Here is a 17,736-nt window from a genome sequence, read left to right as displayed (position 1 = left end):
CCTGCATTTTTATGTTGAGTAAAACGAACGCAACAATCTTAACAAATAATAAAAAAACTGCGCACAGGTGAATCGCGCCAGCAAATGCAGATTTGCCTGAAATGCATTTCTCAGGGGGCATACATATGGGTAAAATGCGGGTCAGATTAATGAGGGAAGTAACGAATGCGCATTCATATTTTAGGAATCTGTGGCACGTTTATGGGGGGGCTGGCAATGCTGGCACGTTCCCTCGGGCATCAAGTAACCGGCTCGGATGCTAACGTTTATCCGCCAATGAGCACCCTGCTGGAAAATCAGGGTATCGATCTGATTCAGGGCTACGACGCCAGCCAACTGGACCCGCAGCCGGATCTGGTGATTATCGGTAACGCCATGACCCGCGGTAATCCGTGCGTCGAAGCGGTGCTGGAAAACAACATTCCGTACATGTCCGGCCCGCAGTGGCTGCACGACTTCGTCCTGCGCGACCGCTGGGTGCTGGCCGTTGCCGGTACTCACGGTAAAACCACCACCGCCGGGATGGCGACGTGGATCCTCGAAGCCTGTGGCTATAAGCCGGGCTTCGTTATCGGCGGCGTACCGGGGAACTTCGATGTTTCCGCACGCCTGGGCGACAGCCCGTTCTTCGTGATTGAAGCCGACGAATATGACTGCGCCTTCTTCGACAAGCGTTCTAAGTTCGTTCACTACTGCCCGCGCACGCTGATCCTCAATAACCTTGAGTTTGACCACGCGGATATCTTTGACGACCTGAAAGCGATTCAGAAACAGTTCCACCACCTGGTGCGCATCGTGCCGGGCAAAGGCAAGATTATTCTGCCGGAGAGCGACATCAACCTGAAGCAGGTGATGGCGATGGGCTGCTGGAGCGAACAGGAGCTGGTGGGCGAGCAGGGGCACTGGCAGGCGAAGAAACTCAACGCCGATGCCTCGCAGTGGGAAGTCCTGCTCGACGGCGAAAAGGTCGGCGAGGTGAACTGGGCGCTGGTCGGCGAGCATAATATGCACAACGGCCTGATGGCGATTGCCGCGGCGCGTCATGTCGGCGTGGTGCCGGCGGATGCCGCTAACGCGCTGGGCAGCTTTATCAACGCCCGCCGCCGCCTTGAGCTGCGCGGCGAAGCCAACGGCGTGACCGTCTACGACGATTTTGCCCACCATCCGACGGCCATTCTCGCGACGCTGCAGGCGCTGCGCGGCAAAGTCGGCGGCACCGCGCGTATTCTGGCGGTGCTGGAGCCACGTTCCAACACCATGAAAATGGGCGTCTGTAAAGACGATCTGGCGCCGTCTCTCGGCCGCGCCGATGAAGTCTTCCTGCTGCAGCCGCAGCATATCCCGTGGCAGGTGGCGGAAGTGGCGGAAGCCTGCGTACAGCCGGCGCACTGGAGCGCCGACGTTGATACGCTGGTGGATATGATCGTGAAAACCGCGCATCCGGGCGACCATATTCTGGTGATGAGCAACGGCGGTTTCGGCGGTATTCATCAGAAGCTGCTGGATAAACTGGCGCAAAAAGCGGCCGCGGCAGAGTAAGCGCGAACGCCTCCGGTTACTGCCCTCCGCGTGAGGGCAGTTTTGTTTTCGCCACCAGGGATTGTGTGATGCTGACCTGTGAAAAAGTCATTTCTACCGACTCGCCCCATTTCGCCGCGCTTGACGCGCTGTACGCCCGTGCCTTTCCGTGGCACGAACAGCGTGAAAGCGACGCCAAACTTCAGGCGTTGAGCAACCCGCACTATGCGCTGGAAGCGTGGTTTGATAACGGGGTATTTATTGGCCTGAGCGGCTGCTGGCAGTTTGCCGGTTATAGCTATATCGAACATCTGGCGATTGACGACACCCTGCGTTCGCGCGGCTATGGCAAACAGCTGCTGGCGCAGATCCTGACGCGCGCGCCGCTGACTATTCTGGAAATCGATCCGCTCACCAGCGAAATCGCCCATAAACGGCTGCGCTTTTACCAGTCGATGGGATTCCATGCCAATGCCTGGGCGCACCGCCATCCAACCTATCATCAAGGGATCGACGATCATGAACTGCTGGTGTTGAGCTATCCGCAGCCGATCGATGTGGCGCGGTATCAGCAGTTTGCCGAGGATTTAGGGCACGAGGTCATGAGGTAAGGTTTGCGATGCGCTGACCGGAGCTTGCCACCGGATACCGATTCGTAGCCCGGATAAGGCGCAACGCGCCGCCATCCGGGAGATGGCGGTTAGCGTGGGAATTAGCCTTCGTTCTCGGCCAGTTCGCGCAGATACTGGAAGATCAGGCGCGCGGATTTCGGCGGCTTGTTGCCTTCTTTCTCTTTTTTGGCATTGCGGATCAGTGAGCGCAGCTGCTGACGATCAGCGTCTGGCCACAGGTTCAATACCTCTACGACCGCATCATCGCCATTATCAATCAGGCGATCGCGGATTTGTTCCAGCTTATGGAACAGCGCCACCTGCTGGTTGTGACGGTTCTTCAGCTTATCCAGCGCCTGGCGAATCGGATCGACGTCGCGATTACGCAGCATTTTACCAATCAGCTGCAGCTGGCGGCGGCGGCCTTCTTTCTTGATACGCTGGGCGAGTTCAATGGCGTCGCGCAGGTCGGTATCGAGCGGCAGCTTATCCAGCGCGTTCTTACCGAGGTCTACCATTTCCGCGCCAAGACGCTTCAGTTCTTCCGCGTCGCGCTTAATTTCACTCTTGCTGACCCAGATAATTTCATCATCTTCATCTTCAACGTCATCACCGGGCACGTCGTCGAGCCAGTCTTCGGGCTGCTTTGTCATCTCAGGCTCCTTAAAAAAGAGGCTAATGTTACCAGTTAAGGCGCGCACTGAAAAACGGTTCTCTGTTAGACTTCAGTTAACTCCTTCTTACATTATGGCATTAGCAATGAAAGTCATCTCTCAAGTTGCACAGCAGCGTAAGACGCTGGAAGAAGCCGTTAGTACGGCACTGGAACTGGCGGCAGGTAAATCCGACGGTGCGGAAGTCTCCGTTAGCAAGACCACCGGCATCGGCGTCAGCACCCGCTACGGTGAGGTGGAGAATGTTGAATTCAATAGCGACGGCGCGCTTGGCATCACCGTATATCATCAAAACCGTAAAGGCAGCGCCTCTTCGACCGACCTGAGCCCGGACGCTATCGCGCGTACCGTGCAGGCGGCGCTGGATATCGCGCGTTACACTTCGCCGGACCCGTTTGCCGGCGTGGCGGATAAAGAACTGCTGGCCTTTGACGCCCCGGATCTGGACCTGTTCCATCCGGCGGAGGTCTCCCCGGACGAAGCCATCGAGCTGGCCGCCCGCGCCGAGCAGGCCGCCCTGCAGGCCGACAAACGCATTACCAATACCGAAGGCGGCAGCTTCAACAGCCACTATGGAATTAAAGTGTTCGGTAACAGCTATGGCATGCTCCAGAGCTATTGCTCTACCCGCCACTCGCTCTCCAGCTGCGTGATTGCCGAAGAAAACGGCGATATGGAACGCGACTACGCCTACACCATTGGCCGCGCCCTTGGCGATTTACAGACCCCGGAGTGGGTCGGCAACGAATGCGCCCGCCGCACCTTGTCGCGCCTGGCGCCGCGTAAGCTGTCGACGATGAAAGCGCCGGTTATCTTCGCCAACGAAGTCGCGACCGGGCTGTTTGGCCATCTGGTCGGGGCGATTGCCGGCGGCGCGGTCTACCGTAAATCGACCTTCCTGCTCGACTCCCTCGGCAAACAGATCCTGCCGGAGTGGCTGACCATCGAAGAACATCCGCATCTGCTGAAGGGGCTGGCTTCCACGCCGTTCGACAGCGAAGGCGTGCGCACCGAACGTCGCGACATCATCAAAGACGGCGTGCTGACCCAGTGGCTACTGACCAACTATTCCGCGCGCAAGCTGGGTATGAAAAGCACCGGCCACGCCGGCGGCATCCATAACTGGCGCATCAACGGCCGCGGCCTGAGTTTTGCAAAGATGCTTAAAGAGATGGGCACCGGGCTTGTGGTCACCGAATTGATGGGGCAGGGTGTCAGTGGCGTGACCGGCGACTACTCGCGCGGCGCATCCGGTTTCTGGGTAGAAAACGGCGAGATTCAGTATCCGGTTAGTGAGATCACCATCGCCGGCAATCTGAAAGAAATGTGGCGTAATATTGTCACCGTCGGCGACGATATCGAAACGCGCAGCAATATTCAGTGTGGTTCCGTGCTGCTGCCGGAGATGAAAATCGCCGGTCAATGACCTGTGTGCCGGGCGCGTCCTGCCGCGCCCGCTTGATATCTTCATAATAAAAAGGAAGTGAGCAATGCGTAAAAAACTGTTAGCGATGCTGGCCGTCTCTGCTTTTGCGCTCGGTTCGGCATCGGCGTTTGCCGACCTTGGCGAAGACATGGACACCCTTGCGGAAAATCTGCAGGTGGTACAGAAAACCTCAGACATTGGCGAGCTGAAAGCGGCGCTGAATAAGATGCGTACTGCTGCGGTTGACGCGCAGAAAGAGACGCCGCCAAAACTGGAAGGCAAAGCGGCCGATAGCCCGGAGATGAAAGATTTCCGCCACGGTCTGGAAACGCTGGTCGGCCAGATCGACGGCGCGCTGAAGTTAGCTGACGCCGGTAAGCTGAAAGAGGCGCAGGCCGCCGCGGAGGACTTCAAAACTACCCGCAATACCTACCATAAGAAGTATCGCTAATCGCCGTTTTCGGGAGGCGTCAGCCGATGTCTCCCGCCTAAAAGCCTACCCGCATCACATTTTTCCCTTTTCTTTTTCCGGTTTTTCCATCGTCGTTTTCCGCTAAACCTCGCGCATTGTTGTGATGCGCATCACGCCATATCGCCTGTTTTTACATTTATCCGGTGAATATGTGGAGTCGATCACCTAAGCCTTCTCCCTTTCCACTTCGAAGTGGAAAACAACTCGCTACAAACTCCTGACCCCCGGCGCTACTTTGGATTCCAGAGACATCAGCGGGGTAACACAAGTGAATAACGGAGCGGTAATAAACGACGTAGGGGAGCAGGCGGCGCAGACCGAACGCCTGGCTGACAAGATGTTACAGCAGGTATTCGCCCTGTTAAGCCGTCACGACATCGTCCCTAACGACGTTCAGGAGCAAATGCTGACTTCCCACGTGCGGGCCATGGCCCACCGGTCAATCAGCGGCGAACCGCTACCGGAAGTGGATGCCAGTCTGTTCGAAGAAATTTCTGAAGATTCAATGATGCTGGCCCGCGAAGTGGTCGCGCAGTTCGGCAACCTGCCTGATGAAGAGGCCTGGTTGCTGTCCGTCCACTTCGAAGTCGCAAAAGAAAACCTGTAAGGAGCAAAACATGGAACAAATCACCGTAGTTATTGGCGACCGTCTGGGTAAAGGACAAAAAGTCGCGGCAGGCGCAGAAAAAGCCGGCGCACGTGCAGTGGTCGTCCCTGGCGTTGCTGCCGATATGAAACTTGGCGACATGATGAAAGCGGAAAACGCCTCTTTCGGCATCTCCTTCTGCGGCAGCGGCGGCGCAGGCGCTATCACCGCGCAGACCAAGTACGGCTACAAAGCAAAATACGGCATGCGTTCTATTGAAGAGGGCGTCACCGCCATCAACGAAGGTTGCAACGTGCTGGGCTTCGGCTTCATGGATAAAGAAGAGCTGGGCGAGCGCCTGGTTGAAGCCTGGAAAAAGAAATACGGCGCATAAGTATGAAAGAGCAATTCACCACCACGGTGAGGGTTGCAGGCAAAGGCGAAAGCAAATCACGGGCCTTCGCCGATGCCCTTAACCATGTGCAGGCTGCGGTGATGAAATCATCATCGCGCATCCTACTGCGTATTGAGCCACAGGACGTGACGGTTGTTCATGCGCGCGAAGCGGTACGAAAAGAGGCGTTTCTGTTCATCTTTTTGCGCCGTGAACGACGGACCTACAGCGTGGAGCTGGACGTCACCGTCAACGTGACCGCCATCGATCTCGATAAAGTGGATTTCGTCACGCAAACCTGATTGTTACCAAAGGGTCAGACTATGTTCCTGATAATTTTAATAAAATCGCTCATCATCGGCGGCCTGGTCGGCGTCGGCGTGGGCGCCGGAGCGGCACGCATGTTTCACGCGCCCACCACGCAAGGGATGGGGGCGTTTCGTACCTTGGGCGAGCTGAATTCCTGCGAAGGCGATCCGGCTTCTCACTTCTCTTTTGGCCTCGGCTTCTTCTTTAACGCCTGGGCCTCTTCCGTTGCAGCAGGCTCCTTCACCCAGGACGTTGACCACCGCATTATCCCGAACTGGGGCGCGGCGGCGTTGATGGTGAAAAATCGTAACGTTGGCGAAACGCTACACGATCCGAAAAAAATGGCCATTGCCTGCGGCATCATCGGCATGATCGTCGTCGCCTTCCTTAACCTGACCGCCTCTTCCGTGCCGGAAGCGCTGCAGGTCACCGCCGTTAAGGTACTGGTTCCGGCGGCAAACCTGCTGGTGAATACCGTGATGCCGGTGATTTTCTGGCTGGCGGCTATCGATGCCGGTAAGAAATCAGGCTTCTGGGCGACGATTTTCGGCGGCGCGGCGCAGCTGATTATGGGTAACGCCGTACCGGGTCTGGTACTGGGGATCCTGATCGGTAAAGGCGTAGAAGAGAGCGGCTGGAACCGGGTAACCAAAGTGATGATGATCGCCATTGTCGCGCTGTTCGTCCTCAGCGGCTTCTTCCGCGGCTTCGACATGAAGATGCTCGAATCCTTCCATCTGACCGTGCCGAACTGGCTGGACATGATCCACAACTCACTCAGCGGCAAGTAACGGGAGCCTGATAATGGAACAGAATAAAGGTTTTTGGTATGCCGACTGGTCGTTCCCGATCTTTGTTGGCCTGCTCTCCTCCGGCGTCTTCGCCGGGACGCACATGTACTACCTGTACGGCATCGGCGCATTTAACGAAGTGGCCTTCGTGGCGATGTTGAAGGCAGGGATTGATACCGGCGCGTACGGCGCGGTGGCGGCATTCGGCGCGAGCTTCCTGTTCGCCCGCATCATCGAAGGTTCGCTGGTGGGGATTCTGGATATCGGCGGCGCCATCCAGACCGGTATCGGCCTCGGCGTGCCGGCGCTACTGCTCGGCGCGGGCTTTGTCTTCCCGGTGGCGAACTTCGCCGCGTCGCTGGCAACCGGCCTGATCCTCGGCCTGGCGGTCGGCTACATCATCATTCTGGCGCGTAAGTTCACCATCAACCAGAGCGACTCCACCTACGGCGCCGACGTGATGATGGGGGCCGGTAATGCCTCCGGCCGCTTCCTCGGTCCATTGATCATCCTCAGCGCGATGACGGCGTCTATTCCTATCGGGATTGGTTCTTTGGTTGGCGCACTGCTGTTCTACATCTGGCAGAAACCGATCACCGGCGGCGCCATCCTCGGCGCGATGATCCTCGGTTCCATCTTCCCGATTGCGATTAGCTAATCGCCCGATGGCGCTGCGCTTATCCGGCCTACAAGTCAGCGCGATTTGTAGGCCGGATAAGGCGGTACGCCGCCATCCGGCAACAGATTCACTCTTTCATCAGGAGATAGCTATGTTTGATTTACTCCTGCGCCGTGCGCGCCTCGTCGACGATACCCTGACTGATATCGCCATCCAGGACGGGAAAATCGCGGCGCTGGGCGAGATTAGCGCGCCCTCCCGTAAGACCATCGAACTGAACGGCAAGGTTTACGTCAGCGCTGGCTGGATTGACTCTCACGTTCACTGCTACCCGAATTCACCGATTTATCATGATGAGCCGGATAGCGTCGGCATCGCCACCGGCGTCACTACCGTGATCGATGCCGGCAGCACCGGCGCCGACGACGTCGATGACTTCTATCAACTGACCCGTAAAGCGGCGACGGAAGTTTATGCGTTGCTCAACATCTCCCGCGTCGGGCTGATTGCGCAGAATGAGCTGGCGAATATGGCCAATATCGACGCCGCCGCGGTGAAGCAGGCGGTGCAGCGTCATCCTGACTTTATCGTCGGCCTGAAGGCGCGGATGAGCAGCAGCGTCGTCGGCGAAAACGGCATCACGCCGCTGGCGCGCGCCAAGGCCATTCAGCAGGAAAACGGCGATCTGCCGCTGATGGTGCACATCGGCAATAACCCGCCGAACCTCGATGAAATCGCCGATCTGCTGAGCAGCGGCGACATCATTACCCACTGCTATAACGGCAAGCCGAACCGCATTCTTAATCCTGCCGGCGAGCTGCGCAGCTCCATTACTCGCGCTCTGCAGCGCGGCGTGCGCCTCGATGTCGGCCACGGTACCGCCAGTTTCAGCTTTGAAGTGGCGCGGCGGGCGATTGCGATGGGTATTCTGCCGCACACCATTAGCTCCGATATTTACTGCCGTAACCGTATTGACGGCCCGGTGCGCTCGCTGGCGCTGGTGATGTCGAAATTCCTCGCCATCGGCATGACCCTGCCGCAGGTGATTGACTGCGTGACCGTCAGCGCCGCCGAGGGGCTGCGCCTGGCGCGTAAAGGGCGCCTGGAAGCGGGCTTCGATGCCGATTTAACGCTATTTAGCCTGCAGCATCAGCCCACGTTATTGGTGGATGCCGAAAAAGAGAGCCTGCAGGCTGACAACATTCTGGTGCCGCTGGCCGCGATTCGCGCGGGCAAGGGCTATCTGACCGAACAAGGGAGCGCGGAACATGCCTTCGATTTTTGAGAAATACCATTTAAAACAAGTTATTAATACTTCTGGCCGGATGACGGCGCTGGGCGTCTCCACGCCGCGCCCGGAAGTGGTTGAAGCCGCGATGGCCGGTATGAACCAGTACTTTGAAATGAAAGACCTGGTGAATAAAACCGGCGAGTACATCGCCAAACTGCTGGATGTGGAAGGGGCGACCGTTGTCTCCTGCGCGTCGGCGGGGATTGCCCAGTCGGTAGCGGCAGTGCTGGTGAAAGACAGCGACTGGCTGCTGGAGAACCTGCACGTTACCCCGATTGAAAATAACGAAATCGTGTTGCCGAAGGGCCACAACGTCAACTTTGGCGCGCCGGTAGGCACCATGGTGGCGTTGGGCGGCGGTAAGCTGGTGGAAGCGGGCTACGCCAACGAATGTTCTGCCCAACAGCTGGCGGCGGCGATCACTCCGCGCACCGCGGCGATTCTGTACATCAAATCCCACCACTGCGTGCAGAAAAGCATGCTCAACGTCGCGCAGGCCGCGGAAGTGGCGCGCCAGCATAACTTGCCGCTGATCGTCGATGCGGCGGCGGAAGAAGATCTGCAGTGCTACTACCGCATGGGCGCCGACCTGGTTATCTACAGCGGCGCGAAAGCGATTGAAGGGCCGACCAGCGGGCTGGTCATCGGCAAAACGCAGTACGTCGAGTGGGTTAAGCGCCAGTCGATGGGGATTGGCCGGGCGATGAAAGTGGGTAAAGAGGGCATTCTCGGCCTGACCTGCGCCATTGAACACTACCTGACGGCGACCAAAGAGAGCGGTCAGCAGATGGTGGACAAGATGACGCCGTTTATCGAACAGCTCAACACTCTCAACGGCGTGACCGCGCGGGTGGTGTGGGATAGCGCGGGCCGCGATATCGCCCGTGCCGAAATTAAATTTGATGAAGCGACCACTGGCGTGAATACCGGCGATCTGGTTAACGCGCTGAAGCAGGGCGAATACGCCATTTACTTCCGCGGCTATAAAGCTAACGAAGGCATTATCGAAGCCGATGTCCGCAGCGTGAACGCGCAGCAGCTGGAGGTGGTCGCTCGCCGCATCGCAGAAGTTCTGAATAAGGAGAAACAAGCATGAAACTGACCCCAAATTTTTACCGTGACCGCGTGTGCCTGAACGTACTGGCGGGCAGCAAAGACAACGCCCGTGAAATTTACGACGCGGCGGAAGGTCATGTACTGGTCGGCGTGCTCTCCAAAAACTATCCGGACGTCGCCAGCGCGGTGGCCGATATGCGTGAATACGCGAAGCTGATTGATAACGCGCTCTCCGTCGGGCTGGGCGCAGGCGATCCAAACCAGTCGGCGATGGTGAGCGAGATTTCTCGCCAGGTGCAGCCGCAGCACGTCAACCAGGTCTTCACCGGCGTGGCTACCAGCCGCGCGCTGCTCGGGCAGAACGAGACTGTGGTGAATGGTCTGGTCTCGCCGACCGGTACGCCGGGAATGGTGAAGATCTCAACCGGCCCGCTGAGCAGCGGCGCGGCGGATGGGATTGTTCCGCTGGAAACCGCCATCGCGCTGTTGAAAGATATGGGCGGCAGCTCTATCAAATACTTCCCGATGGGCGGCCTGAAGCACCGCGCCGAATTTGAAGCCGTCGCCAAAGCCTGCGCTGAACACGATTTCTGGCTGGAGCCGACCGGCGGTATCGATCTGGAAAACTACAGCGAGATCCTGAAAATCGCGCTGGATGCCGGCGTGAGTAAAATCATCCCGCATATTTACAGCTCGATTATCGATAAAGCCAGCGGCAACACCCGCCCGGCCGATGTTCGCCAGTTGCTGGAGATGACCAAACAGTTAGTGAAGTAGTGCCATTGTCCCTCACCCTAACCCTCTCCCAAAGGGAGAGGGGACCATCGGGTTTTCTCTCTCCTCTGGGAGAGGGGACCATCTGGTTTTCTCTCTCTCCCTTTGGGAGGGGGGACCATCTGGTTTTCTCTCTCTCCTTTGGGAGAGGGGACCATCTGGTTTTCTCTCTCTCCTTTGGGAGAGGGGACCATCTGGTTTTCTCTCTCTCCTTTGGGAGAGGGGACCATCTGGTTTTCTCCCTCTCCCTTTGGGAGAGGGCCGGGGTGAGGGGAAACTTATCCCACCGAACCATCAAGGAGTTACCATGCCAACCGCTCGTCACCTGCTTGTTGCTTCACTGTCTTTGCTTGCCGCCGGCGCCGCCGCGCAAACCCACTACGCCTGGATTGGCACCTATAATCCTAATGGCGAAGGTCTGTATCGCTTTACCGTCGATGCCAAAACCGGCGCCCTGCGCGATAAGGCGCTGGTGAGCTCGTTGCCGAACGTCGCGCAGCTGACCGTGTCGCGCGATGGCAAAACGCTGTATGCCGCCAGTGAAGTCGAAAAAGGCGTGGTGCAGGCGTGGCGAATTGACAAGAACGGCGAGCTGGCGGAACTCAACCAGGTTGCCTCCGGCGGCGCCGGGCCGGTGTATCTCTCCCTGACGCCGGATGGTAAATACCTGCTGGTCGCCAACTACGTTAGCGGCAGCACCGCTGTGCTACCGGTGAAAGAAGATGGTAGCCTGGGCGAGGCGGTGGATGTGCATCAGGATGAAGGTCCGGCCGGCGCCGAACGTCCGGCGGCGGCCGTCGAGGGCAGCTTTGCCATTAGCGATCACAATGGCCCGCACGCCCATATGATCGCCGCCGATCCCAGCGGGAAGTTTGTTTACTCCACCGATCTGGGGCTGGATCGGATCTATCAGTACCGTCTGGATAGCGCCAGCGGCAAACTGACGCCAAACGATCCGCCGTTTATCGCCGCCTCGTCGCCGGGCGCCGGCCCGCGGCACTTCGTCTTTACGCCAAAGGGCGACGGCCTGTGGCTGATTAACGAAGAAGCGTCGACGCTAACCTTCTATCATCTTGATAAGCAAAGCGGCCTGCTGCGCGAAGGCAAAACCGTCTCCGCGCTGCCAAAAGAGTATAAGGGCACCAGCTTTGCCGCCGGCCTTGTGCTGAGCAACGATGGCAAACAGCTATACGTCGCCAACCGCCTGCATAACAGCATTGCCCACTTTAGCGTGCTGGCTGACGGCAGCCTGAGCCACCAGGAGGATATCTGGACGCGCGGGGATTACCCCCGTACGCTGACCCTGGATAATCAGGGGCAGTGGCTGTACGTCATGAACCAGCGTAGCGATAATATTACCCGTTTTAGCGTGGCGCCGAAGGATGGCAAATTAACCTTTGCCTCAGACTACACGCCGGTCGGTAGCCCATCGCAGATGGTGATATCCGCCCAACCCTGAGCCGTAACAACAAGGAACTGACATGCGATTTCCCAACCAACGCTTAGCGCAACTCTTCACCCTGCTGCGAAATGAAACGCTGCCGCAGGATGAACTGGCGCAGCGGCTGTCGGTTTCTACCCGTACCGTGCGCGCCGATATTACCGCGCTGAATGCGCTGCTGGCGCAGTATGGCGCGCAGTTTACGCTCAACCGCGGTAGCGGTTATCAGCTGAAGATTGACGATCGATCGCGTTTTCAGGCGCTGGAGGAGACGGCGCCGAAGACGCAACACGTGCCGCGTACCGCCCAGGAGCGCATCCACTTTTTGCTGGTGCGTTTCCTGACCTCGGCATTCTCTATCAAGCTGGAAGATCTGGCCGATGAATGGTTCATCAGCCGCGCCACGCTGCAGAATGATATGGTCGAGGTGCGCGAGCGCTTCCAGCGCTATCAGCTTACCCTCGAAACCCGCCCGCGCCACGGCATGAAGCTGTTCGGCAGCGAGGTATCGATTCGCGCCTGCCTGACCGATCTACTGTGGGAGCTGACGCTGCAGGGCGGCATTAATCCGTTGATTAGCGCCGAGGCGCTGGAAGCGGATGTCCCGGCGCAACTGGAGCCGGTGCTGCAGGAGACGCTCACGCGGCATCATATTCGCCTCACCGATGTCGGCGAGCGTTTTATCTGCCTGTACGGCGCGGTCGTGGTGCGCCGCGTTAGTGAAGGCTATCCGCTGGCCGATTTTAGCGCTGAAGATGTGGCGCAAAACGTCCGCGACGCCGCGCGCGATTTGGCGGGAGAGCTACAGCGGTTGACCGGAAAACCCTTCTCGCCCGCCGAGGAAGAGTGGCTGTGCGTGCATATCGCCGCCCGCCAGGTACAGGATGTCGATCCGGAAACCATCAGCGCCGACGATGACGAAGCGCTGGTCAATTACATTCTGCGTTACATTAACAGCCAGTATAACTACAACCTGCTGGACGATGCCCAGCTGCACGCCGATCTGCTGACCCACATTAAGACCATGATCACCCGCGTGCGCTATCAGATAATGATCCCCAATCCGCTGCTCGATAACATCAAACAGCACTATCCGATGGCATGGGATATGACCCTCGCCGCGGTATCGAGCTGGGGCAAATACACGCCTTATACCATCAGCGAAAACGAAATCGGCTTTCTGGTGCTGCATATCGGCGTCGGGCTGGAACGCCACTACAACATCGGCTACCAGCGCCAGCCGCACGTGCTGCTGGTGTGCGATACCAGCAATGCGATGGTGCGGATGATCGAAGCGATCCTGCAGCGTAAATATCCGCAACTGGAGATCGCCGCCACCATTTCCCAGCGCGAGTACGAACAGCGAGAAGCGATCGATGAGGATTTTGTTATCTCAACGGTGCGGATCGGCGAAAAAGACAAACCGGTGGTGACCATCGCGCCGTTCCCCACCGATTACCAGTTAGATCAGATTGGCAAGCTGGTGCTGGTGGATCGCACCCGTCCGTGGATGTTGAATAAGTACTTCGATGCCGCCCACTTCCGGGTGATCGATAAGCCGATAGATCAGCAAACGCTGTTCGCCGAGCTGTGTCAGCAGCTGCAGCAGGAGGGTTTTGTCGATGCGGAGTTTCATGATTCGGTGGTCGAGCGTGAAGCGATCGTCAGTACCATGCTGGGCGATGGCATTGCGCTGCCGCACGCCCTCGGTCTGTTAGCGAAAAAGACGGTGGTCTATACCGTTATTGCTCCGCAGGGCATCGCCTGGGGCGACGAAATCGCCCATATCATCTTCCTGCTCGCTATCAGCAAGAGCGAGTATGAAGAGGCGATGGCGATCTACGATATTTTCGTGACGTTCCTGCGCGAGCGGGCCATGAGCCGCCTCGCCGCGACCCGCAGCTTCGATGAGTTTAAAACGGTGGCGATGGAGTGCGTCAGCCGGTTTTGAGAGGCGTTTTCCAGATTCGAATGTAATTCAAATGTAATGCTATACTGCATTACAAAATTCCCCTTTCTGGAGGCATAATGGCCACGCTCAATGTTCGACTGGACGATAAACTCAAAAAAGAGGCTTATGCCGTGCTGGAGAAACTCGATGTGACGCCAACGGAGGCGGTACGCTTGCTGTTTCAATACATTGCGGAAAATGGCCGCATGCCGGTGAAAAGTATGACCATCAGCGATGGCGAAGCGGCGTTGTTACGCACCGTTCGCGAGCGGCTGGAAAACCCACGGCCGGGGGTTAAGGTGAGTCTGGATGACCTATGAACTGGAGTTTGATCCACGAGCCTTGCGCGAATGGCAGAAGCTTGGCGAGACGGTCAAAAAACAGTTCAAAAATAAGCTCCAGCAGGTTGTGCAGAATCCGCGAATTGAGTCGGCCAGGCTGAGCGATTTACCGGATTGCTACAAAATCAAGCTTAAGGCGTCAGGTTATCGGCTGGTGTATCAAGTACGAGATAGTGTGGTGGTGGTTTACGTTATTGCCATTGGCAAAAGAGAGAAAGCGGCCGTTTATCATCAGGCGAATAAACGGCTCTAAACGCTATCGCAAATGATGCACGACCTGGTTGCTGCTGCCGCGCCAGATAAGCGCCGGGTCTTTTAAATCCTGCACAAACTTACCGTCGACCAGCACGTTAATCAGGTTCACGACTTCCATCTGCTCAGCGTTCAGTTCATCAATCTTATAGCCGGTCCAGACCCAGATATCTTTACCGGGGCATTCGGCGCGTACGCGCTGCACCAGTTTGAGGATCTCCGCGACGTTTTGCGGATGCAGCGGATCGCCACCGGAGAGTGAAAGCCCCTGGCGTTTGATGCGGGTATCGTTGAGGTCGGCAATGATGCGGTCGGCCATCCCGGTCGTGAACGGCATGCCGGAATTCACCCGCCAGGTGCTTTTGTTGTAGCAGCCGGGACACTCGTGGACGCAGCCGGAGACAAACAGGGTGCAGCGGGTGCCGGGGCCGTTGACGATGTCGACGGGGTAGTATTGGTGATAATTCATTTTCGCTTCTCAATTAACGTCATAGCGGCGTTGGCTGCGCTCACTCATCCCAGTCACGTACTGAATGTACGCTCCTGGAGATTCCTTCGTTTGCCGCCTTGCTCTGACGTTAATTGCTTTGCGAAAACGCAGGCGTGCGGCCATTTCCCGGCGTCGCTGCGCTCGGCCGGGCTACCAGGGGCTGATACCCTCACCCCGGCCCTCTCCCAAGGGGAGAGGGGGAAAACCAGCGCCGGGCTCAACGCCGTGCTCGAACGGTTCCCTCTCCCACGGGGAGAGGGGGAAAACCAGCGCCGTGCTTGAACGGTTCCCACTCCCACGGGGAGAGGGGGAAAACCAGCGCCGGGCTCAACGCCGTGCTTGAACGGTTCCCACTCCCAAGGGGAGAGGGGGGAAACCAGCGCCGTGCTTGAACGGTTCCCACTCCCACGGGGAGAGGGGGAAAACCAGCGCCGGGCTTAATGCCGGGTTTGAACGGTTCCCTCTCCCTTGAGGGAGAGGGTTAGGGTGAGGGTGAGAACCCTGTGCAGAACTTAACCGATCTGCCCATTGCCCAGGTGCTTCACGCGGCGCTTCACTTCTTCCTGCTTGCCGGCGTTGAACGGACGCGCGTCCGGGCTGCCGAGATAACCGCATACCCGGCGGGTCACCGATACGCGGGCGGCGTCGTGGTTGCCGCATTTCGGGCAGGTAAAGCCCTTGCTGGTGCACTCGAACTCGCCGGTATACCCGCACTCGTAGCATTCATCGATCGGCGTATTGGTGCCGTAATACGGTACGTGCTGATAGCTGTAATCCCACACGTCTTCCAGCGCCTTGAGGTTATGCTGGATATTCGGATATTCGCCGTAGCAAATGAAGCCGCCGTTGGCCAGCGGCGGATACGGCGCTTCAAAATCGATCTTGTCGTAAGGGTTCACCTTCTTCTCGACGTCGAGATGGAAGCTGTTGGTGTAGTAGCCTTTCTCGGTCACGCCCGGTACCACGCCGAATTCGGCGGTATCGAGGCGGCAGAAGCGATCGCACAGGTTTTCGCTCGGCGTGCTGTACAGGCTGAAGCCGTAGCCGGTCTCTTCCTTCCACTGTTCAACGGCGTCGCGCAGACGCTGCACGATGGCGATGCCTTTTTCACGCAGCGCTTCGCTATCGTACATATGCTGATTGTTGTACAGCGCGTTGATGGTCTCGTGAATCCCGATGTAGCCCAGGGAGATAGACGCGCGGCCGTTTTTGAAAATTTCCGCGACGTCGTCGTCGGCTTTCAGACGTACGCCGCAGGCGCCTTCCATATACAGAATTGGCGCGACGCGGGCTTTCACCCCTTCCAGACGAGCTATACGGGTCATCAGCGCTTTGCGCGCCAGCAGCAGGCGCTCGTCCAGCAGCGTCCAGAAGGCGGCTTCGTCGCCTTTCGCTTCCAGCGCGATACGCGGCAGGTTCAGGCTGATAACGCCGAGGTTGTTGCGCCCATCATGTACCTGTTCGCCGTTCTCGTTTTCCCACACGCCGAGGAAACTGCGGCAGCCCATCGGCGTTTTAAACGACCCGGTAACTTTCACTACCTGATCGTAGTTGAGAATATCCGGGTACATGCGCTTGCTGGCGCACTCTAACGCCAGCTGTTTGATGTCATAGTTCGCATCGCCGAATTTATGGTTCAGGCCGTCGCGAATGGCGAAGACCAGTTTCGGGAATACCGCCGTTTTGCGGTTTTTGCCGAGACCGGCGATGCGGTTGCGCAGAATCGACTGCTGGATCAGGCGCGACTCCCAGCTGGTGCCGAGGCCAAAACCAAAGGTGACGAATGGCGTCTGGCCGTTGGCGGTATGCAGCGTGTTGACCTCATACTCCAGCGACTGGAACGCGTCGTAGCACTCTTTTTCGGTCCGCGTACGGGCATAGCCTTCGGCATCCGGGATCTGCCACTCTTCGGCAATTTTACGATGCTTTTTGAAGCTCTCGGTGACGAACGGCGCCAGCACTTCATCGATACGGTTAATGGTGGTGCCGCCGTAAATATGGCTGGCGACCTGGGCGATAATCTGCGCCGTGACCGCGGTGGCGGTAGAGATAGACTTCGGCGGCTCAATTTCGGCATTGCCCATTTTAAAGCCGTGGGTCAGCATGCCTTTCAGGTCGATCAGCATGCAGTTGAACATCGGGAAGAACGGCGAATAGTCGAGATCGTGGTAGTGGATCTCGCCGCGCTCGTGCGCCTGTACGACATCGCGCGGCAGCAGATGCTGACGGGCATAGTGTTTGGCCACGATACCGGCCAGCAGATCGCGCTGGGTCGGGATCACTTTACTGTCTTTGTTGGCGTTCTCGTTGAGCAGCGATGAGTTGGTTTGCTCGACCAGACCACGAATTTCCTGGTTCAGGCGGCCGCGCTTTTCACGCTCGATATCGCGATCGTGGCGATATTCGATATAGGCGCGTGCCAGCTGTTTCCACGGGCCGGACATCAACTGGTTTTCCACGGCGGTCTGGATATCGTTGATATCGACCTGCGCGCGGCCCTGCATTTGCTGGCTAACGACTTCTGCGACGGTGGCGCAATAGTCTGCGTCATCGACTCCCGCTGCTTTAGCTGCACGCAGAATTGCTTCTTTAATGCGCTCTGACTTGAACGGCACTTTACAGCCATCACGTTTCATCACATGCGGTGTCATGATCACTCCATATATAGAACAGGTTATCCACAGAGGCGGAAGGTCTCCCAAAAGCGCGCCACGCTACGACTAGCGGCGTTTGCCTTCGG

19 protein-coding genes are annotated in these 17,736 nt (G+C 57.8%); 16 read left to right on the top strand and 3 right to left on the bottom strand.

Annotation, left to right across the window (positions count from 1 at the left end; genetic code table 11):
• Window positions 1-165 precede the first annotated feature (165 nt).
• Complete coding sequence (gene mpl / locus ABLV78_RS22765) at window positions 166-1,539, top strand: UDP-N-acetylmuramate:L-alanyl-gamma-D-glutamyl-meso-diaminopimelate ligase (RefSeq protein ID WP_032709697.1); 1,374 nt, start codon at window positions 166-168, stop codon at window positions 1,537-1,539.
• Window positions 1,540-1,607: 68 nt separating this feature from the next.
• Window positions 1,608-2,129, top strand: a complete 522-nt coding sequence (locus ABLV78_RS22760) for a GNAT family N-acetyltransferase (RefSeq protein ID WP_047046241.1) — start codon at window positions 1,608-1,610, stop codon at window positions 2,127-2,129.
• Window positions 2,130-2,230: 101 nt separating this feature from the next.
• Here ABLV78_RS22760 and yjgA read toward each other — a convergent pair whose 3' ends face one another.
• On the bottom strand, window positions 2,231-2,782 hold the full coding sequence (gene yjgA / locus ABLV78_RS22755) for a ribosome biogenesis factor YjgA (RefSeq protein ID WP_015368580.1): 552 nt from the start codon (window positions 2,780-2,782) through the stop codon (window positions 2,231-2,233).
• Between the two features lie 94 nt (window positions 2,783-2,876).
• On the opposite strand from yjgA, the gene pmbA reads away from it, so the two are divergent.
• The 14 genes from pmbA to ABLV78_RS22685 all read left to right on the top strand — a co-directional run bounded on the left by pmbA (window position 2,877) and on the right by ABLV78_RS22685 (window position 14,507).
• A complete protein-coding gene (gene pmbA, locus ABLV78_RS22750) occupies window positions 2,877-4,229 on the top strand; it encodes a metalloprotease PmbA (protein WP_045360325.1) in 1,353 nt (450 codons plus the stop codon).
• A 64-nt stretch (window positions 4,230-4,293) separates the two neighbouring features.
• Window positions 4,294-4,680: a cytochrome b562 gene (cybC, locus tag ABLV78_RS22745; RefSeq protein ID WP_015368578.1), complete on the top strand. Its 387-nt coding sequence runs from the start codon at window positions 4,294-4,296 to the stop codon at window positions 4,678-4,680.
• Between the two features lie 289 nt (window positions 4,681-4,969).
• Window positions 4,970-5,308: a PRD domain-containing protein gene (locus ABLV78_RS22740; RefSeq protein ID WP_015368577.1), complete on the top strand. Its 339-nt coding sequence runs from the start codon at window positions 4,970-4,972 to the stop codon at window positions 5,306-5,308.
• A gap of 10 nt (window positions 5,309-5,318) precedes the next feature.
• Window positions 5,319-5,681, top strand: a complete 363-nt coding sequence (locus ABLV78_RS22735; RefSeq protein ID WP_015368576.1) for an SFCGS family glycine-rich protein — start codon at window positions 5,319-5,321, stop codon at window positions 5,679-5,681.
• Window positions 5,682-5,683: 2 nt separating this feature from the next.
• Entirely contained in the window at window positions 5,684-5,983 is a 300-nt protein-coding gene (locus ABLV78_RS22730) for a DUF4312 family protein (RefSeq protein WP_015368575.1), read from the top strand.
• Window positions 5,984-6,004: 21 nt separating this feature from the next.
• Window positions 6,005-6,781 (top strand): DUF4311 domain-containing protein, encoded by a 777-nt coding sequence (locus ABLV78_RS22725; RefSeq protein ID WP_015368574.1) that lies wholly within the window; start codon window positions 6,005-6,007, stop codon window positions 6,779-6,781.
• A gap of 13 nt (window positions 6,782-6,794) precedes the next feature.
• Window positions 6,795-7,439: an EF_0833/AHA_3914 family membrane protein gene (locus tag ABLV78_RS22720; protein ID WP_015368573.1), complete on the top strand. Its 645-nt coding sequence runs from the start codon at window positions 6,795-6,797 to the stop codon at window positions 7,437-7,439.
• Window positions 7,440-7,551: 112 nt separating this feature from the next.
• A complete protein-coding gene (locus tag ABLV78_RS22715; RefSeq protein ID WP_047046238.1) occupies window positions 7,552-8,685 on the top strand; it encodes an EF_0837/AHA_3915 family putative deacetylase in 1,134 nt (377 codons plus the stop codon).
• Window positions 8,669-9,787 carry a DgaE family pyridoxal phosphate-dependent ammonia lyase gene (locus ABLV78_RS22710; protein ID WP_023342476.1) on the top strand — a complete coding sequence of 373 codons (1,119 nt, stop codon included), beginning with the start codon at window positions 8,669-8,671 and terminating at the stop codon, window positions 9,785-9,787. Before ABLV78_RS22715 ends, ABLV78_RS22710 begins: the two co-directional genes overlap by 17 nt.
• Window positions 9,784-10,524, top strand: a complete 741-nt coding sequence (gene dagF / locus ABLV78_RS22705; protein ID WP_045394691.1) for a 2-dehydro-3-deoxy-phosphogluconate aldolase — start codon at window positions 9,784-9,786, stop codon at window positions 10,522-10,524. Before ABLV78_RS22710 ends, dagF begins: the two co-directional genes overlap by 4 nt.
• Before the next feature lie 304 nt (window positions 10,525-10,828).
• A complete protein-coding gene (locus ABLV78_RS22700) occupies window positions 10,829-11,980 on the top strand; it encodes a lactonase family protein (protein WP_045394693.1) in 1,152 nt (383 codons plus the stop codon).
• Window positions 11,981-12,002: 22 nt separating this feature from the next.
• Entirely contained in the window at window positions 12,003-13,913 is a 1,911-nt protein-coding gene (locus ABLV78_RS22695) for a BglG family transcription antiterminator (protein ID WP_047046234.1), read from the top strand.
• A gap of 77 nt (window positions 13,914-13,990) precedes the next feature.
• Window positions 13,991-14,233, top strand: a complete 243-nt coding sequence (locus ABLV78_RS22690; protein ID WP_047046232.1) for a type II toxin-antitoxin system RelB/DinJ family antitoxin — start codon at window positions 13,991-13,993, stop codon at window positions 14,231-14,233.
• The gene (locus tag ABLV78_RS22685; RefSeq protein ID WP_047046230.1) at window positions 14,223-14,507 is read left to right on the top strand and encodes a type II toxin-antitoxin system RelE family toxin; all 285 of its coding nucleotides are present in this window, start codon (window positions 14,223-14,225) and stop codon (window positions 14,505-14,507) included. Before ABLV78_RS22690 ends, ABLV78_RS22685 begins: the two co-directional genes overlap by 11 nt.
• A gap of 3 nt (window positions 14,508-14,510) precedes the next feature.
• Here the strand turns inward: ABLV78_RS22685 and nrdG are convergent, their stop codons facing one another.
• Window positions 14,511-14,975, bottom strand: coding sequence for an anaerobic ribonucleoside-triphosphate reductase-activating protein (gene nrdG, locus ABLV78_RS22680; protein ID WP_045386772.1), 465 nt, complete (start codon window positions 14,973-14,975; stop codon window positions 14,511-14,513).
• Between the two features lie 533 nt (window positions 14,976-15,508).
• Window positions 15,509-17,647: an anaerobic ribonucleoside-triphosphate reductase gene (gene nrdD, locus ABLV78_RS22675; protein ID WP_032713553.1), complete on the bottom strand. Its 2,139-nt coding sequence runs from the start codon at window positions 17,645-17,647 to the stop codon at window positions 15,509-15,511.
• Window positions 17,648-17,736 lie beyond the last annotated feature (89 nt).

It is taken from the genome of Klebsiella sp. CN_Kp075 (genome assembly GCF_040065055.2).
Taxonomy (GTDB): domain Bacteria; phylum Pseudomonadota; class Gammaproteobacteria; order Enterobacterales; family Enterobacteriaceae; genus Klebsiella; species Klebsiella aerogenes.
Note: the sequence above shows the minus strand (reverse complement) of the source record. Positions and strands in the feature narration are given on the sequence as shown.

What these genes read in the sequence shown, in the direction of transcription:
- mpl (WP_032709697.1), top strand. Translation starts at nt 166, where the DNA reads ATGCGCATTCATATTTTAGGAATCTGTGGCACGTTTATGGGGGGGCTG.
- ABLV78_RS22760 (WP_047046241.1), top strand. Translation starts at nt 1,608, where the DNA reads ATGCTGACCTGTGAAAAAGTCATTTCTACCGACTCGCCCCATTTCGCC.
- yjgA (WP_015368580.1), bottom strand. Translation starts at nt 2,782, where the DNA reads ATGACAAAGCAGCCCGAAGACTGGCTCGACGACGTGCCCGGTGATGAC.
- pmbA (WP_045360325.1), top strand. Translation starts at nt 2,877, where the DNA reads ATGGCATTAGCAATGAAAGTCATCTCTCAAGTTGCACAGCAGCGTAAG.
- cybC (WP_015368578.1), top strand. Translation starts at nt 4,294, where the DNA reads ATGCGTAAAAAACTGTTAGCGATGCTGGCCGTCTCTGCTTTTGCGCTC.
- ABLV78_RS22735 (WP_015368576.1), top strand. Translation starts at nt 5,319, where the DNA reads ATGGAACAAATCACCGTAGTTATTGGCGACCGTCTGGGTAAAGGACAA.
- ABLV78_RS22730 (WP_015368575.1), top strand. Translation starts at nt 5,684, where the DNA reads ATGAAAGAGCAATTCACCACCACGGTGAGGGTTGCAGGCAAAGGCGAA.
- ABLV78_RS22725 (WP_015368574.1), top strand. Translation starts at nt 6,005, where the DNA reads ATGTTCCTGATAATTTTAATAAAATCGCTCATCATCGGCGGCCTGGTC.
- ABLV78_RS22720 (WP_015368573.1), top strand. Translation starts at nt 6,795, where the DNA reads ATGGAACAGAATAAAGGTTTTTGGTATGCCGACTGGTCGTTCCCGATC.
- ABLV78_RS22715 (WP_047046238.1), top strand. Translation starts at nt 7,552, where the DNA reads ATGTTTGATTTACTCCTGCGCCGTGCGCGCCTCGTCGACGATACCCTG.
- ABLV78_RS22710 (WP_023342476.1), top strand. Translation starts at nt 8,669, where the DNA reads ATGCCTTCGATTTTTGAGAAATACCATTTAAAACAAGTTATTAATACT.
- dagF (WP_045394691.1), top strand. Translation starts at nt 9,784, where the DNA reads ATGAAACTGACCCCAAATTTTTACCGTGACCGCGTGTGCCTGAACGTA.
- ABLV78_RS22700 (WP_045394693.1), top strand. Translation starts at nt 10,829, where the DNA reads ATGCCAACCGCTCGTCACCTGCTTGTTGCTTCACTGTCTTTGCTTGCC.
- ABLV78_RS22695 (WP_047046234.1), top strand. Translation starts at nt 12,003, where the DNA reads ATGCGATTTCCCAACCAACGCTTAGCGCAACTCTTCACCCTGCTGCGA.
- ABLV78_RS22690 (WP_047046232.1), top strand. Translation starts at nt 13,991, where the DNA reads ATGGCCACGCTCAATGTTCGACTGGACGATAAACTCAAAAAAGAGGCT.
- ABLV78_RS22685 (WP_047046230.1), top strand. Translation starts at nt 14,223, where the DNA reads ATGACCTATGAACTGGAGTTTGATCCACGAGCCTTGCGCGAATGGCAG.
- nrdG (WP_045386772.1), bottom strand. Translation starts at nt 14,975, where the DNA reads ATGAATTATCACCAATACTACCCCGTCGACATCGTCAACGGCCCCGGC.
- nrdD (WP_032713553.1), bottom strand. Translation starts at nt 17,647, where the DNA reads ATGACACCGCATGTGATGAAACGTGATGGCTGTAAAGTGCCGTTCAAG.